The sequence below is a fragment of the Ectothiorhodospira shaposhnikovii genome, assembly GCF_047222355.1.
Taxonomy (GTDB): domain Bacteria; phylum Pseudomonadota; class Gammaproteobacteria; order Ectothiorhodospirales; family Ectothiorhodospiraceae; genus Ectothiorhodospira.
Genome location: NZ_CP178333.1, coordinates 2,050,490 through 2,065,206, shown reverse-complemented (window position 1 = coordinate 2,065,206; position 14,717 = coordinate 2,050,490). Strand labels below are relative to the sequence as shown.

Genomic DNA, 14,717 nt, shown 5'->3' with positions numbered 1-14,717 from the left:
CATTGTCTCCTGAGGATGGAAGGGGAGATGACCATTTATCATGCCATGGAGATCAAGCAGAAATTCATGGAGATCCTGCATGATTTTGAAGAGGTGACGGTGAGCCTGGCCAAGGTCACCGACATGGATACCACCGGCGCCCAATTGCTCATTCTGATCAAGAAGGAAGCCCAGGCGACGGGACGTCACCTGACACTCTCCGATCACAGTCCATCCGTGCTGGCCGTACTGGATCTGTATAACCTGGCCGGTCAGTTGGGTGACCCCATGTTCATCCCCCATGGTCATGGCAGGCATGGAGATCGCTCATGAGTCTGTCCGATGCATTGCCGACCTTTCTGGCGGAGGCGCGGGGACTGCTGGAGGAGATGGAAGAATCCCTGCGCATTCTCAAGCAGTCGCCGGCGGACGCGGAAGCCATCAACGCCCTGTTTCGGGCGGCTCATACCATCAAGGGTTCCGCCGGACTGTTCGGTCTGGAGGTGATCGTTGCCTTCACCCACCATGCCGAAAGTGTTCTGGACCGGGTCAGGGATGGTCCCCTGCCCATGGATTCCGTGCTCATTGCCCTGTTCATGGACTGTCGGGATCATATTGAAAACCTCATTGATGCCGTGGAGAGGGATGAACCACCGGACGGTGCCACCCTCGATCAGGGGGCAGACCTGGTCGCCCGGTTGGCGCATTACCTGGGACACGGGGAGCCGGACGCCGACCCGTCCCCCGGCGCCGGAGTCGCCCCGCTGGTCCTGGAAGATCCGGTGGTCAACCTGGGGCGGAACGGAGGCAGTGAGGATGACGTCTGGCACCTGTCCTTGCGTTTTGGTCCGGATGTCCTGCGCAACGGCATGGACCCTCTTTCCTTCATTCATTACCTCACCACGATGGGTGAGATCGTCCACCTGTTTACCTTGACCGATGCCATTCCGCCAGCTGCGGAGATGGACCCGGAGCAGTGCTATCTGGGGTTCGAGATTCGTTTGCGCAGTGGAGTGGACAAGGCGAGGCTGGAAGGTGTCTTCGATTTTGTTCGCGAGGACAGTCAGATCCGCATCCTGCCTCCGGGTAGTCGTTTGGAGGACTTCCGGAAACTCATGGAATCCCTGCCTGAAGGTGTCCACCGTCTGGGGGAGATTCTGGTGGGTTGCGGTGCCATTACCCGGCGGGAACTGGATCATGTGCTGGATCTGCAGGCCAGTCAATCGACGAACCCGCCCTTGCTGGGTGAAGCCCTGGTCAGGGAACAATGCATCCAGCCGGAAGTCGTTGCCGTCGCGCTGGATCGCCAGCAGGAAGTACGCAAGCGGCAGACTCAGGATACCCGCCTGCTCAGGGTCCGGGCGGACAAGCTGGATCTTTTGATCGATCAAGTCGGTGAACTGGTCATTGCCACCGCCGGCTTGCGTGTCCAGTCAAAGGATACCCAGGACAGCGTGCTGATGGAGTCCATCTACGAGGTGGCACGTCTGGTGGATGAAATACGTGACAGTGCCATGAACCTGCGCATGGTGGAAATCGGCGAAACCTTCAACCGTTTCAGGCGCGTGGTCCGCGATGTGTGCAAGGAAAGCGGCAAGGATATCGAGTTGGTCATTCACGGCGCGGATACCCAATTGGACAAGACCGTGGTGGAACGTCTTTCCGATCCGCTGACCCACCTGATTCGCAATGCCGTGGATCACGGTATCGAATCTCCGGAACAGCGCAGGGCCAGAGGAAAGCCTGATCAGGGGCAGGTACGACTGAATGCCTTCCACGAGGCGGGCTGTGTCCTGGTGGAGGTTTCCGATGACGGCGGAGGGCTGGATCGGGAACGCATCCTGACCAAGGCCCGCAAGCGGGGGCTGATCCCGGAGGACAAGGAACTGGACGACGACGCGGTATGGCGTCTGATTTTTGAGCCGGGTTTTTCCACCGCCCAGGAGGTCAGCAATCTGTCCGGCCGCGGAGTGGGCATGGATGTGGTCCGCCGCGACATCGATGCCTTGAGAGGGAGCGTCGAGATTGAAACCCGTCCGGGAGAAGGCACGACATTTCGCATGCGGTTGCCCCTGTCGCTGGCCATCATCGATGGATTTCTGGTCAGGGTCGCGGGTAACGATTACGTGGTACCGCTGGATACGGTGCTGGAGTGTCTGGAACTGCCGCCCAATGCGGAGGCCAGGGGTGATAACCAGCTCAGTCTGCGGGGCGAGATCCTGCCGCTGTTGCGGCTGGCGGAACTCTTCCGTCTTCAGGGGCCGCGCGGCCGCCGCCGAAATGTGGTGGTGTTGCATTGGGCGGGACGCAAGGCAGGTCTGTTGGTGGATGAGCTCAAGGGACAGCTGCAAGCGGTCATCAAGCCTTTGGGGTCTCTTTTTTCGGGTCTGCCGGGGGTTTCCGGGTCCACCATCCTTGGGTCCGGAGAGGTGGCGCTGGTGCTGGATGTGTCAGGGCTCATGGACCTGGCGCTGAGGGATGAGAGACGGGGCCGCAACGGTTCTCGCACTGATGACAATGGGAGCAGGACACATGGCTTGGTTCAATAATCTACGGGTAGGTGTAAAGCTGATTTCAGCCTTCATCCTGATGGCGCTGATTACCGCCACGGTCGGGTGGATAGGAATCAGCAACATGAACCGCATCGACGCGCTTGCGGATCAGATGTATGAGGTTGAACTGCGCGGGATCTCCGAGATCAAGGAGGCCAACGTCCAGTTGCTGAACGGCAGCCGGGCCATACGCAACCTGCTGCTCGCGGATACACCGACGGAACGCCAGCGTCATGTCCAGAACATCCGGGCCTTTGGTGCCCAGGAGTCCGCCCATATCCAGTTGGCTCGCGGATTGTTCTACACCGATGAGTCACGGCAGTTGTTTGCCCGTTACGATAGCCTGACCGCCGAGCGGGCACGAATGATCGATACGTTGGTGGCGATGGTGATGGACGCTGATGAACAGCAACAACTGGCCGCAAGGCAGTTTGTCAGCCGGGAATTACGACCGCTCGGGGATGAGTTGGACCAACTGCTGACCCAGCTCAGCAACATCAAGGAGTCCAACGCCGAGCAGCTGAGTCTGGCCGCGAACGGCATCCATCAAAATACGCTCCTGTTCACTTCCGTCCTGATCGTTGCCAGTGTCCTGGTCGGATTGGCCCTGGGTTTTTTCATAGCCCACATCATTTCCGGTCCCCTGCGTCGCGCGGTCGGCATTGCCAATCAGCTCGCGGAAGGGGACATGCGGGTCCACATTGCGCCCCAGCCCCGGGATGAAACCGGTCAGGTGCTCACGGCCATGGGCCGGATGGTGGAGAAGCTTTCCCAGGTCATCTCCGAGGTGCGGGGCGCCGCGGACGGCCTGGCATCGGCTTCGGAGCAGGTCAGCAGCACGGCCCAGTCAGTCAGCCAGGGCGCCACGGAGCAGGCCAGCAGTCTTGAGGAGACCAGTGCCTCGGTGGAGCAGATGAGTGCCTCGATCAGTCAAAACACGGAAAATGCCCGGGTCACCGATGGCGTGGCCGGCAAGGCGGCCCAGGAGGCCGTCGAGGGAGGCGAGGCGGTCAAGAAAACGGTGATTGCAATGAAGAGCATCGCCGACAAGATCGGCATCATCGATGACATCGCTTATCAGACCAATCTTCTGGCGCTCAATGCCGCCATTGAGGCAGCCCGGGCGGGTGACCACGGCAAGGGGTTTGCCGTGGTGGCCACCGAGGTGAGAAAACTGGCCGAGCGCAGTCAGGTGGCGGCTCGTGAAATCGGCGAACTGGCCGGCAACTCGGTGGACATGGCCGAGCGGGCGGGACGTTTGCTGGAGGAAATGGTGCCGTCCATCACCCGCACCTCCGATCTGGTGCAGGAGATCTGTTCTGCTTCCGAGGAGCAGGCCAGCGGCGTGAGCCAGATCAACATGGCCATTACCCAGCTCAATACGGTGGCTCAGCAAAGTGCCGCCGCCTCGGAAGAGCTTTCAGCCACCGCCGAGGAAATGAGCAGTCAGGCGGAGGAACTGCAGAGCAGTATGGGCTTCTTCCGCCTGGATGATGACCGGCGGACTCGTATCCAGACCCCGCGCAAGAGCGACCGCCCCGTGACCGCTTCGTCAGGCAAGCCGCCTCGGCATAGTGATTTCCGTCACGGCCGGGATCTGGAAAAACCGGTCGACGAAAACGAGTTCGTGCGTTTTTAGGAGGGGACGATGAAGGCACTCAAACCCAGGGAGCCGTCCGCTGATCCGGCGGGAGACGTCCTCAGGCAATATCTATCGTTCATGCTCAAGGGGGATGTCTATGCGATCGGCATTTTGCATATCAAGGAGATCATCGAATATGACAAGGTGACCTCCGTACCCATGGTGCCGGACTTCATTCGCGGCGTGATCAATTTGCGAGGGGCCGTGGTGCCCGTCATTGATCTGGCACGTCGCTTCGGCAAGAGCGTCAGCCAGATCAATCGACGTACCTGCATCGTTCTGATTGAGCTGGCGGATGCTCAGGATGAAACCCATGTGCTGGGGCTGGTGGTGGACGCAGTCAACGAAGTGCTTGAGATTGCTGATGTCGACGTCTTGCCGCCTCCGGCCTTTGGGGCGCGGATTCGCACCGATTTCATCCAGGGCATGGGCAGGGTGGGGGAGGATTTCGTCATCATCTTGCAGCTGGATCAGATTCTTTCCGCTGAAGAAATGCAATTGCTGTCTCAAGTGGGCGAGTTGCCTTCATTGCCGTCCGGGGGCGTGCGTCACGAGCCGGGTAGCCAGGCATAGCCTGGTGATATGCACGGTGTCCTCATGGCTGATGTTGAACTTAAGGACCACGAGTTTGCCCAGTTCCAGCGTTTGATTTTCCAGTTGGCGGGCATCAGTCTGTCCTCCGCCAAGAAGACGCTGGTGCAGGGGCGACTGTCCAAACGGCTGGACCACCATGGTGTCGCCAGTTTCACCGCGTATTATCGTTATCTGCAACTGCATCCCGCGGAGTGCCAGTTGGCGGTGGATCTGCTCACCACTAACGAGACGTATTTTTTCCGTGAGCCGCGTCATTTCGACTGGCTTCAGCAGCAGGTGCTGATTCCTTATCGGGATCGATCCAGCCGTTCCTCGGCCCTGCCGCTGCGGCTTTGGAGTGCCGCCGCTTCCAGCGGCGAGGAGGCCTACAGCATGGCGATGTCCTGCGCGGACATTCTGGGCCGGCAAGGCTGGGAGGTGATGGGTTCCGACATCAGTCACCGCGTACTGGCCAAGGCCCGCCGGGGGCTTTATGAGATGACCCGTACCGATGGCATTCCCGAGCGTTACCTGAAGGCATTTTGCCTCAAGGGCACAGGGCAGTATGCGGGGCACTTGCTGGTGGAGCCGAAGCTGCGTGAAAAGGTACGGTTTGTGCCGGTGAACCTCAATGAAAACCTGCCCGATGTGGGAGAGTTTGATGTCATTTTTCTGCGTAACATACTGATCTACTTCACCATGGAGACCAAGCAGCAGGTGCTGGATCGAGTGATTCGTCGTCTACGCATGGGGGGATGGCTCTTTATCGGGCACTCCGAAACCCTGAATGGCATCGACCACAAGTTGATCCAGAGGGCGCCGGCGGTCTATCAGAAAGTCCCTGCGTGATGAAACACAATGCTCGCACATACGATATGTGCGTCCATCCCGGTGAAGTCAGCCCGGGATTCGAGAGAGGCTCATGAAGACAATCCGGGTGATGGTGGTGGATGATTCCGCCACCGTCAGGCAGGTTCTTTCCGAAGTGCTGTCCACCGCGCCCGATATCCGGGTGATCGGCACCGCGGCCGATCCCATCTTCGCCTTGCAGAAGATGGAGCGGGAATGGCCTGACGTGCTGGTGCTGGATATCGAGATGCCCCGGATGGACGGCATCACTTTTCTGAAGAAATTGATGGCCGAGCATCCCACGCCGGTCGTGATCTGCTCCACTCTGACGGAAAAGGGCGCCCGAGTGACCATGCAGGCGATGGCCGCCGGTGCCGTTGAAGTGGTGACCAAGCCCACCGTGGGACTCAAGCAGTTTCTGGTGGACGCCGGGGAGGCCTTGATTCGCTCGGTAAGAGCCGCGGCCAATGCCCGGATGCGCAAACCGATACCGGTGCCGGGAGGGACTCCAAAGCCGCCCTCGGACGCGTTCATGCCCGTGAACGAACCCGGCATGTACAAGACCACCGACAAGGTGGTGGCCATCGGTACCTCCACCGGGGGGACTCAGGCCCTTGAATCCTTGCTCACGCGCCTTCCTCGCACCACACCGGGTCTGGTGGTGGTTCAGCACATGCCGGAAAAATTCACCGCCGCCTTTGCCGCCAGGCTGAACGGCATTTGTGCTATCGAGGTTCGCGAGGCGCGGGACGGCGATCGGGTCATCCCCGGATTGGCCCTCATCGCCCCCGGCGGTTTTCATCTGCTGCTGCAGCGCAGTGGGGCTCAGTACCGGGTCGGCGTGATCCAGGGGCCGGTCGTGAACCGTCACCGACCCTCCGTGGATGTTCTGTTTCGTTCCGTGGCCCGCTGTGCCGGGGGCAACGCCCTGGGCATCATCATGACCGGGATGGGGGATGACGGTGCCCGGGGGCTGAAGGAGATGCATGAGGCGGGGGCGCTCACACTGGCTCAGGATGAGGCATCCTGCGTGGTCTACGGCATGCCCCGGGAGGCGGTCAAAATGCAGGCGGTGGATCGCAGTGTCTCGTTACAGGCCTTGCCCGATGAGATCATGGAGTTCGGGTACGGCCGGGGGCGCCGCGCCTGAGTGCGGGGGGGATCGTCCGGTAATCACCCCGGTACGTCTGGTGGGTCATGGACACATTGCCTTGGGAGTGTTAAGACTCGTTCCATAGACATGGCGACGGGACAGGATATGACTTCGGCCGGACTGGCGTTTCGCGTGGACGATGCAACGGGTCGTCTTTTTGTGGGCGTGATTGATCCGGAGCGCCGGCACGAGGTGGATGAATCCCGGCTGACCGCCGCCCTGGCGGAAGCCGGATTTGGTGACTGGGCCGTTGACCCAAGGGAGATGTCCCTGTTGCTGGAGGCCCTGGCCAATGAGGCGGCCGAGCTTGCCGGACGGGAGTTTCCCGTTGCCCGCCGCATGGACGGCAGTTTCAGGCTCACCCTGGATGCGCGCAAACAGGCCGCCACCTTGCGTGTCACACCTCCCAGAGGTGGGCTGGCGGTTTCCGAGGACGCCGTCCGCCAAGCCATCAACGCGCAGGGCATCATCCACGGCCTGGATGAGGCCGTCCTGTTCGATACCCTGCAGGCGGGCCGCCTGGCGCCCGCGGAAGCGATCATTGCCCGGGCCACGCCTCCGGTTCACGGTCGGGACACGGAGTTTGAATCCCTGATCCCCAAGGCCCGCCGCCGCATGCCTCATATCGATGAGCGAGGACGGGCCGATTACCGGGATCTGGGGGAGGTGCCCCAGGTCAGTCCCGGTACCCCCCTGATGCGTCGGCATGCCGCCACGTCGGGTACGTCCGGCACGAACCTGCTGGGTCAGATCGTCCCGGCCCGGCCCGGTCGGGAACTGGCCTTTGCCGGTTCACTGCGCAATGTCGCCCCCGATCCCGATGACCCCGATCTGCTGGTGGCGACCATCGCCGGTGCGCCGGTGGTCGTGCCCCGGGGTGTCATGGTCGAAGAATCCCTTCAGGTCGACAGAGTGGATCTCTCCTCGGGCAATCTCGCCTTCGAGGGCAGTGTCCTGATCCGGGGTGACGTGGTGTCCGGCATGAAGGTGACCGCCAGCGGTGACATCATCGTCAACGGCATGGTGGAGGGTGCCGTGCTAGAGGCCGGCGGGGATATCCGGATCCGGCACGGCGTGGTGGGCCAGCTGCATCCGGATGAACAGGAGGAAGGCAAGACCAAGCCCACGGCATCGCTCAAGGCCCTCGGCACGGTCAGCGCCCATTTTCTGGAGAATGCGCGGGTTCAGGCCGCCCAAGTGGTGGTTCAGGAGCAGGTTGTCCATTGCTGGATCAGTGCGGCCCATACCGTGGTGGTGGGTGGCACGGGGGCGCGCAAGGGCCAGATCGTGGGCGGGGTGGTGCGTGCCCGGGAACTGATCGAATGCCTCCTGCTGGGCTCGCCCACGGGCCCTCATACCCAGGTGGTGGTGGGCGCCGATCCCGAGTTGCGGGACCAACTCCAGGCCCTGGAACAGCGCATCGAGCAACAGACCCATCTGGCGGAAGAACTCTCCCGCAGTCTGCAGTTCGCCAGACACCATCCCGAGCGGGTGGCGGCGGATTTTCAGCGCCGGGCGGCCAATACCCTGGTCGAGGCCCAGGGCCATATCCGGGATCTGGGGCTGGAAAAGGACAGCCTGACGGCGCAGCTGGGGCGCTGCGAAGGGGCCTGCATTCTGGTCAGGCAACGGATCTATCCCGGCGTGGAGGTCTGGGTCGGGGACAAGCCGCGGCGCATGGAATCGGAATCGGTCGGCGGTGTCTTTCTGCTACGGGAAGGCGAGTTGATGCTGGATCATGCCCCAGCATAAGCATTTCAGCAAATTCGGTTAGAATTCCCCCGCTTTTACCGTCAAAATCCAACACAGGAAGGAATAACCGTGATCGTACTCATCCTTGGTCTGGCGATGTTTCTGGGGATTCATTCCCTGCGCATCTTTGCCGACGATTGGCGCAGTGCCCGCATTCGGCAGTGGGGAGAAAAGGGCTGGATGGCCTTTGCCGGGGCGGTGTCCCTGATCGGCTTCATTCTCATCATCTGGGGCTACGGCATGGCCCGGCTGAGCCCCATCGTCATCTGGTATCCGCCTATCTGGCTGCACCACGTGACGGCCCTTTTGTCCCTGCTGGCCTTCATCATCCTGGCGGCGGCCTTCGTGCCGGGCAATCACATCAAGGCAGCCGTAAAGCACCCCATGGTCATCGCCGTCAAGGCCTGGGCCTTCGGGCATCTGCTGGCCAACGGCATGCTGGCGGACATCCTGCTGTTCGGTGCCTTCCTGGTATGGTCCGTGCTGTGCTTCCGTTCCCTGCGCCAGCGTGATCAGGCTCAGGGTTCCACGGTTGCTGCCGCTAACCTGAAAGGAACCGCCATCACGGTCGTGGCCGGTCTGGCGGGCTACCTGATCTTTGCCTTCTTCCTGCACGAGTGGCTGATCGGGGTGCCCGTCAAGTAAGGCCCGGACCCGGCTCTCCCCTCCGGTCCATGCCCGCCGGGCCGAAGGGGAGCCCCGAGCTTCACGGGTTGCAAGCTTGTCTTCCGTTACGGGATCCGAATTCGCGATATGAAAAAAAACTTCCCTATCACCGGCAGGGAACAGTCCTTCGGGGACAAAGCCAACATTCTTTCCACCACGGATCTCAAGGGTGCCATCAGTTACGTCAACGATGACTTCATCACCATCTGCGGTTTTACCGAAGACGAACTGCTGGGCAAGAATCACAACATCGTACGTCATCCCGAGATGCCCCCCGAGGCATTTTCGGACCTGTGGTCCAGCCTCAAGGCCGGACGGGCCTGGATGGGGATGGTGAAGAACCGGTGCAAGAACGGCGATCACTACTGGGTCAGCGCCTTCGTCATGCCGATCCTGCAAAACGGCAAGGTACAGGAGTACCAGTCCGTCAGGACCCACCCCCAACGGGATCTGGTCAGCCGGGCGACCGACATCTATGCCCGCATCTTGGCCGGCAAGCCCCCCATTGCCCTGAAACTCCCCGCCATTTCCGTGCATCTGCGTCTGCTCACGGGCATTGCCCTGGCCGGCATGGCGACGCTGCTGGGTGCCTTGTGGCTGGGGACGCCGGTATCGATCGCCCTGTTCACGCTGGGGCCCGCCACGGCACTGGCACTGGCGTTGGCCGGTTGGCAGTTGCAGCCCCTGTCGGCACTGCGGGACAAGGCGCGAGCCGTTGCCGTCAATCCCCTGGGCCAATATGTCTACACCGGACGACGGGACGTGTTCGGCGAAATCGAGTTTGCCCTGCGCATGCTCGAATCGGAGCGGGGCGCGGCGGTCGGTCGGGTGGCCGACGATGCCACCCGCCTGGCCCGCCAGGCGGATCACATGGTCGATACCGTACAGGCTGCCACCGCACAGATCCTGCGTCAGCAGGCGGAAACGGACCAGGTGGCGACAGCCGTGAACGAGATGGCCGCCAGCGTCCAGGAGGTTGCCCACAATGCCCGCAGCACCGCGGAGGCGGCGGACGTGGCGGACGGCAATTCCAGTCACGGCCGGCAGGTGGTTGCCTCCACCGAGGACTCGATCCTGCATCTGGCCCGGGAGGTGCGGCACGCCACGACCGTGATCCAGGCCCTGGAACACAGCAGCAGTCAGATCAGTGCCGTGCTGGATGTCATCCGGGGCATTGCGGAGCAGACCAATCTGCTGGCCCTGAACGCGGCCATCGAGGCCGCGCGTGCCGGCGAGCATGGCCGGGGATTTGCCGTGGTGGCCGATGAGGTGCGCAGCCTGGCCACCCGGACCCAGAACTCCACCCAGGAGATTCAGGCCATGATACAGAAGCTGCAGGCAGGCGCTCGTTCTTCGGTGAGCGTGATGCAGGAGAGCCTGCAACAGGCGGAAAAGAGCGTGAATCAGGCCCGGGACGCCGCCGCCGCGTTGGAGGCCATCACCCGTGACGTGAAGTCCATCACGGACATGAGTACCCAGATTGCCACGGCGGTGAACGAGCAGAGTCTGGTCAGCGAGGAAATCAATCGCAGCATCACCCGCATTCGGGAGGCCGCTGACAGCAACGCCCGGGACAGCCGCAGTATCGAGGCGCTGGCGGTGGGAGTGGCCGGTCTGGCCTCGGAGCTGCGACTGCTTGCGGCGCACTTCTGGGACAAAAAGCAGTGAGCAGGCCGTCGTTCCGGATTTGTCGGGCCGACCTCCACTACATCACCGAGAATTGCCATGAAGAAGAATCTGCCGGTCACAGGAAGGGAGAAGACCTTTTCCAGCCAGGTCAATATTCTTTCGACCACCGATCTCAAGGGCATCATCACGGACGTCAATGGGGATTTCATCGAGATCAGCGGCTATACGGAAGCCGAACTGCTGAACAAGAACCACAATATCCTGCGCCATCCCGACATGCCGCCGGCCGCATTCCAGAATCTTTGGGATTCGCTCAAGGCCGGCAGAAGCTGGATGGGGGTGGTCAAGAACCGCTGCAAGAACGGTGATCACTACTGGGTCAACGCCTATGTCACCCCGATTCGCAAGGATGGCCGGGTGGTGGAATACCAGTCCGTGCGTACCCGCCCCGACAGGGCGCTGGTGGAACGGGCGGAAGCCGTCTATGCCCAGGTCATGGCCGGCAGGCTGCCCCGGGCACTCCGATGGCCGTTGCCCGGGGTGCGGGTTCGTCTGCCGATGCTGATCCTCGCCGCCGCGGCGGTGGGCGGGGTAATGGGGCTTTTCGCGGGTGGGTCGGCCGCGCAGGTGCTGGCACCAACGGCCGGGTTCGGCGTGCTGGCCGGGACATGGGCCTGGTTCGGGGTATCCCCCCTGGCCCGATTGCAGCAGCGTGCGCGGGTGGTGGTTCACAACCCGCTCTGCCAGTTTGTCTATACCGGCCGCACCGATGAATACGGGGAGATCGACTTTGCGCTGCGCATGCTGGCGGCCGAGACGGGGGCGGCGGTGGGGCGCGTGGCGGAAGCCGCCAAGCGTCTGTCCGAGCAGACCCGGGAGATGGTGACCAGCGTGGAGCACTCCCGCAAGTCGATCATGGCCCAGCAGGCGGAGACGGAACAGGTGGCCACCGCCGTCAACCAGATGTCCGCCAGTGTGCAGGAAGTGGCATCCAGTGCCCGACATACCGCGCAATCCGCCGAACATGCCGATGAGGGTGCCGTCTCAGGGCGCCGACTGGTGGTGGAAACCGGCGCCGCCATCGGTCACCTGTCCCGGGAGGTGGACCGGGCAACCCAGGTGATTCATGACCTGCAGACGCGCAGTAACGAGATCAGCAAGGTGGTGGAGGTGATCCAGGGGATCGCGGAACAGACCAACCTGCTGGCCCTCAACGCGGCCATCGAGGCGGCTCGGGCCGGCGAGGAAGGGCGGGGATTTGCGGTGGTGGCCGATGAGGTGCGCAGCCTGGCCTCGCGAACCCAGAAGTCCACCCAGGAGATCCAGGACATGATCGAGAAGCTCCAGGCCGGCGCCGAGTCATCGGTGCAGGTGATGGGGCAGAGCCGGGAGCAGGCCGAGCGCTGCGTGATCCAGGCGGAAGAGGCCGCCGAATCCCTGGAGGCCATTACCCGCAGCGTAGGCGCCATCACCGAAATGAGCATCCAGATCGCCACGGCGGTGGATCAGCAAAGTGCCGTGAGCGAAGACATCAACCGCAGTGTCACGAACATCCGTCACAGCGCGGAAGAAAACGCCGATGCCATTCTCAAGATCGAACAGGCCGCCGGTGAACTGGCGGACCTGTCACGGCATCTGGAATTGCTGGCAATGCAGTTCTGGGACCGGATTCACTGAAACTGCTTGAGTGCCGCCGCCAGCTCCGGGTGTTGCCGGGCCTGTTCCGGCACCGGCACCCCCCGGGCCAGGGCATCCCAGGCCTGCCGGATGCTGGCGGCACCACCGCGGGGACCCATGGCATGGCCGAATACACCGCGTCCCGGCACGAAACCAAAGTCCACGCTGCCCACCTTCTCGTACACCCGCTGCAGGGTGGCGGCGGAATCGCTGCCGCCGGGCACCGGCAGGCAGGGCTTGATGGGGCCCATGTCTTCCAGGCAGGCGCGGACATTGGCCATGACCTCCTCGTCGCTGGTCATCATGCGTGGCCCGAAACCCGGCATGATCACCGAGTCATAGCCGGCCAGACGCTGCAGCCGGGTGATGACCCGGGAGTGGATGCCGTAGTGGGGCAGGCGGCTGAAGGCGGCAATGAAGGGAAAGTGCCCGAACAGGGGGACCTGGGTGTGCTTGCGCAGCATCCGCACCGCGGACAGACCCACCGGCATGGCGTTCACCAGTAGGGCATTGGCACCCCGGGTCACGGCGATGTCGTGAAGCTCGGTCAGACGATCCACCTCGTCGGTGATGTTGGCCATGTACATCTTGGGCGTGCCGGTTTCCTGCTCGGCCCGGCGCCGGGCCTCGCCCAGATGGCGGCAGCGCGCCTCCAGCGGGGACCAGTCCGGATCGGCCAGCATCTCGTCGTCCTTGGCAATGTCCAGGCCGCCCAGCCAGGCCTCGCGGGCAATCGCCGAGAACGCCTCCGGCGGCAGTCCGATGTTGGGTTTGATCACGCCCAGAAAGATGGGGCGGTCATGGGCATGGAGCAGGTCACGCAGCCCCTGCACCCCGAACTTCGGACCCTGGAAGGCCCTGAGGAAGACCTCGGGGAAGTGGATGTCCATCAGCTTGATCAGCGGGATGCCCGGGGTGAAGAACGGGCCTTCGCCGCAGACCGCCGACAGCAGGTTGGGAATGCGGGGGCCGAAGTTTTCGTGGGGATGGGCGATGCGGACCCGGCAGGCGAAAATACGCCCTTCGGCGGCATGGGTGACCGGATAGCTCAGGGCTTCCCGCTCTTCCAGTATTTCCATCTTGATCGCCTTGGCCGCGAACCGGGGACGCAGGTCCTCGTCCACATCCACCCGCTTCCACTGGGCGGTGGACTGTTCGCTGCACAGGTGGGCCACCGCCAGGCGCGGGTCACCCACGCATTCCAGTTCGTAGTCCAGGATCAGATAGCGGTTCAGATCCAGATCGGCGGGATCGGCGAAGAAACCTTCAATGTCGGCGGGCTGCATCGGCTTTAGTCGGTTCCCATGAAATGTACGGTCAGACGGCGCTCGGGGCGAGGACCGTCCAGTTCGATGAAGAAGATGGACTGCCAGGTGCCCAAAATCAGCGCGCCGTCCACGATGGGGATGGTCTCGGAGGCGTTCATGAACAGTCCCATGAGATGGGAATGGGCGTTGTCCCGGCCGTCCACGGGGTTTTCGTTGTGAAGGTAGTCGCCGTCACGGGGCACCAGGCGCTTGAGGTGGGTGAGCATGTCCCGCTGCAGCATGGGTTCCTGCTCGTTGAGATTCACGCAGGCGGTGGTGTGACGGGAGATCACGGTGCAGATGCCGTTGCGGATGCCGCTATCCGCGAAGAGGTCCTTCACCTGCTGGGTGACATCGATGATCTGGATGGGGGCCTCGGTGCGAAGGCGGATATCGTGGTGTGAGATCTTCATCGTCGGCGGACGGCTCTCGGTCTCGGTCGGGATGCCGAAGCGTAACCCGACCGAGGCGAGATATCCAGCGGGTGGTCAGTCCGCGACCTTTTCCGCCATGGCGGGCTGGGGCTGAGGCGAGGCTTGGGGTTGGGAGGGCGTTTCGGTGCGCGTCGCCTGGCTGGTGGGCCTGGGTCTGGAACGAATCCCCAGCAGGTTCAGCATGAAGGGGAAGGCCAGGATCGCGAACAGGGCGCCGAAGCCGATGCTGGCGCCGATCAGGGCCAGATAGTCGATGCCGGACAGGGCCGCCCAGCTGGACTTGGTGATGGTCGGCAGGGTGATCATGGCCAGCACGAAGATGAAGACCCCGAAGCCGACGGTCACATAGGCCGGCAGGACCCAGCAGGTCTTGCAACCCGCGGAGCGCTTGAGGAAATAGAAGGTCAGTGCAAAGTCCAGCAGCAGGAACAGCCCGATAAACCACAGCCAGCCCCGGAAGAACTCCAGGACCACTGCCAATAACCCCAGGATTGAAAATGCCAT

At 62.5% G+C, this 14,717-nt stretch carries 13 protein-coding genes; 10 read left to right on the top strand and 3 right to left on the bottom strand.

The genetic code is table 11. The features are described 5' to 3' along the window. Positions 1–27 precede the first annotated feature (27 nt). The 10 genes from ACLF6L_RS09415 to ACLF6L_RS09370 all read left to right on the top strand — a co-directional run bounded on the left by ACLF6L_RS09415 (position 28) and on the right by ACLF6L_RS09370 (position 12,472). Positions 28–312, top strand: a complete 285-nt coding sequence (locus ACLF6L_RS09415; RefSeq protein WP_238617920.1) for an STAS domain-containing protein — start codon at positions 28–30, stop codon at positions 310–312. Then, the gene (locus ACLF6L_RS09410; protein ID WP_412851543.1) at positions 309–2,528 is read left to right on the top strand and encodes a chemotaxis protein CheA; all 2,220 of its coding nucleotides are present in this window, start codon (positions 309–311) and stop codon (positions 2,526–2,528) included. Before ACLF6L_RS09415 ends, ACLF6L_RS09410 begins: the two co-directional genes overlap by 4 nt. Beyond that, complete coding sequence (locus tag ACLF6L_RS09405; RefSeq protein ID WP_412851542.1) at positions 2,512–4,170, top strand: methyl-accepting chemotaxis protein; 1,659 nt, start codon at positions 2,512–2,514, stop codon at positions 4,168–4,170. Before ACLF6L_RS09410 ends, ACLF6L_RS09405 begins: the two co-directional genes overlap by 17 nt. A gap of 9 nt (positions 4,171–4,179) precedes the next feature. Continuing rightward, positions 4,180–4,746 carry a chemotaxis protein CheW gene (locus tag ACLF6L_RS09400; protein ID WP_412851541.1) on the top strand — a complete coding sequence of 189 codons (567 nt, stop codon included), beginning with the start codon at positions 4,180–4,182 and terminating at the stop codon, positions 4,744–4,746. A gap of 24 nt (positions 4,747–4,770) precedes the next feature. Continuing rightward, positions 4,771–5,595: a CheR family methyltransferase gene (locus tag ACLF6L_RS09395; protein ID WP_412851540.1), complete on the top strand. Its 825-nt coding sequence runs from the start codon at positions 4,771–4,773 to the stop codon at positions 5,593–5,595. 73 nt (positions 5,596–5,668) lie between these two features. Further along, positions 5,669–6,745 (top strand): protein-glutamate methylesterase/protein-glutamine glutaminase, encoded by a 1,077-nt coding sequence (locus ACLF6L_RS09390; RefSeq protein ID WP_412851539.1) that lies wholly within the window; start codon positions 5,669–5,671, stop codon positions 6,743–6,745. Between the two features lie 108 nt (positions 6,746–6,853). Continuing rightward, a complete protein-coding gene (locus tag ACLF6L_RS09385) occupies positions 6,854–8,500 on the top strand; it encodes a DUF342 domain-containing protein (protein WP_238617914.1) in 1,647 nt (548 codons plus the stop codon). 69 nt (positions 8,501–8,569) lie between these two features. Continuing rightward, positions 8,570–9,145 carry an NnrU family protein gene (locus ACLF6L_RS09380; RefSeq protein ID WP_238617913.1) on the top strand — a complete coding sequence of 192 codons (576 nt, stop codon included), beginning with the start codon at positions 8,570–8,572 and terminating at the stop codon, positions 9,143–9,145. Positions 9,146–9,253: 108 nt separating this feature from the next. After that, entirely contained in the window at positions 9,254–10,834 is a 1,581-nt protein-coding gene (locus tag ACLF6L_RS09375; protein ID WP_238617912.1) for a PAS domain-containing methyl-accepting chemotaxis protein, read from the top strand. Between the two features lie 57 nt (positions 10,835–10,891). Beyond that, positions 10,892–12,472, top strand: coding sequence for a PAS domain-containing methyl-accepting chemotaxis protein (locus ACLF6L_RS09370; RefSeq protein ID WP_238617911.1), 1,581 nt, complete (start codon positions 10,892–10,894; stop codon positions 12,470–12,472). Here ACLF6L_RS09370 and ACLF6L_RS09365 read toward each other — a convergent pair. From ACLF6L_RS09365 to ACLF6L_RS09355, 3 genes are all read right to left on the bottom strand, one after another. Next, a complete protein-coding gene (locus tag ACLF6L_RS09365) occupies positions 12,466–13,758 on the bottom strand; it encodes a RuBisCO large subunit C-terminal-like domain-containing protein (protein WP_412851538.1) in 1,293 nt (430 codons plus the stop codon). The genes ACLF6L_RS09370 and ACLF6L_RS09365 overlap by 7 nt on opposite strands. Before the next feature lie 5 nt (positions 13,759–13,763). After that, on the bottom strand, positions 13,764–14,192 hold the full coding sequence (locus tag ACLF6L_RS09360; protein WP_238617909.1) for a secondary thiamine-phosphate synthase enzyme YjbQ: 429 nt from the start codon (positions 14,190–14,192) through the stop codon (positions 13,764–13,766). 75 nt (positions 14,193–14,267) lie between these two features. Beyond that, entirely contained in the window at positions 14,268–14,717 is a 450-nt protein-coding gene (locus tag ACLF6L_RS09355) for a hypothetical protein (protein ID WP_412851537.1), read from the bottom strand.

What these genes read in the sequence shown, in the direction of transcription:
- ACLF6L_RS09415 (WP_238617920.1), top strand. Translation starts at nt 28, where the DNA reads ATGACCATTTATCATGCCATGGAGATCAAGCAGAAATTCATGGAGATC.
- ACLF6L_RS09410 (WP_412851543.1), top strand. Translation starts at nt 309, where the DNA reads ATGAGTCTGTCCGATGCATTGCCGACCTTTCTGGCGGAGGCGCGGGGA.
- ACLF6L_RS09405 (WP_412851542.1), top strand. Translation starts at nt 2,512, where the DNA reads ATGGCTTGGTTCAATAATCTACGGGTAGGTGTAAAGCTGATTTCAGCC.
- ACLF6L_RS09400 (WP_412851541.1), top strand. Translation starts at nt 4,180, where the DNA reads ATGAAGGCACTCAAACCCAGGGAGCCGTCCGCTGATCCGGCGGGAGAC.
- ACLF6L_RS09395 (WP_412851540.1), top strand. Translation starts at nt 4,771, where the DNA reads ATGGCTGATGTTGAACTTAAGGACCACGAGTTTGCCCAGTTCCAGCGT.
- ACLF6L_RS09390 (WP_412851539.1), top strand. Translation starts at nt 5,669, where the DNA reads ATGAAGACAATCCGGGTGATGGTGGTGGATGATTCCGCCACCGTCAGG.
- ACLF6L_RS09385 (WP_238617914.1), top strand. Translation starts at nt 6,854, where the DNA reads ATGACTTCGGCCGGACTGGCGTTTCGCGTGGACGATGCAACGGGTCGT.
- ACLF6L_RS09375 (WP_238617912.1), top strand. Translation starts at nt 9,254, where the DNA reads ATGAAAAAAAACTTCCCTATCACCGGCAGGGAACAGTCCTTCGGGGAC.
- ACLF6L_RS09370 (WP_238617911.1), top strand. Translation starts at nt 10,892, where the DNA reads ATGAAGAAGAATCTGCCGGTCACAGGAAGGGAGAAGACCTTTTCCAGC.
- ACLF6L_RS09365 (WP_412851538.1), bottom strand. Translation starts at nt 13,758, where the DNA reads ATGCAGCCCGCCGACATTGAAGGTTTCTTCGCCGATCCCGCCGATCTG.
- ACLF6L_RS09360 (WP_238617909.1), bottom strand. Translation starts at nt 14,192, where the DNA reads ATGAAGATCTCACACCACGATATCCGCCTTCGCACCGAGGCCCCCATC.
- ACLF6L_RS09355 (WP_412851537.1), bottom strand. Translation starts at nt 14,717, where the DNA reads ATGGCATTTTCAATCCTGGGGTTATTGGCAGTGGTCCTGGAGTTCTTC.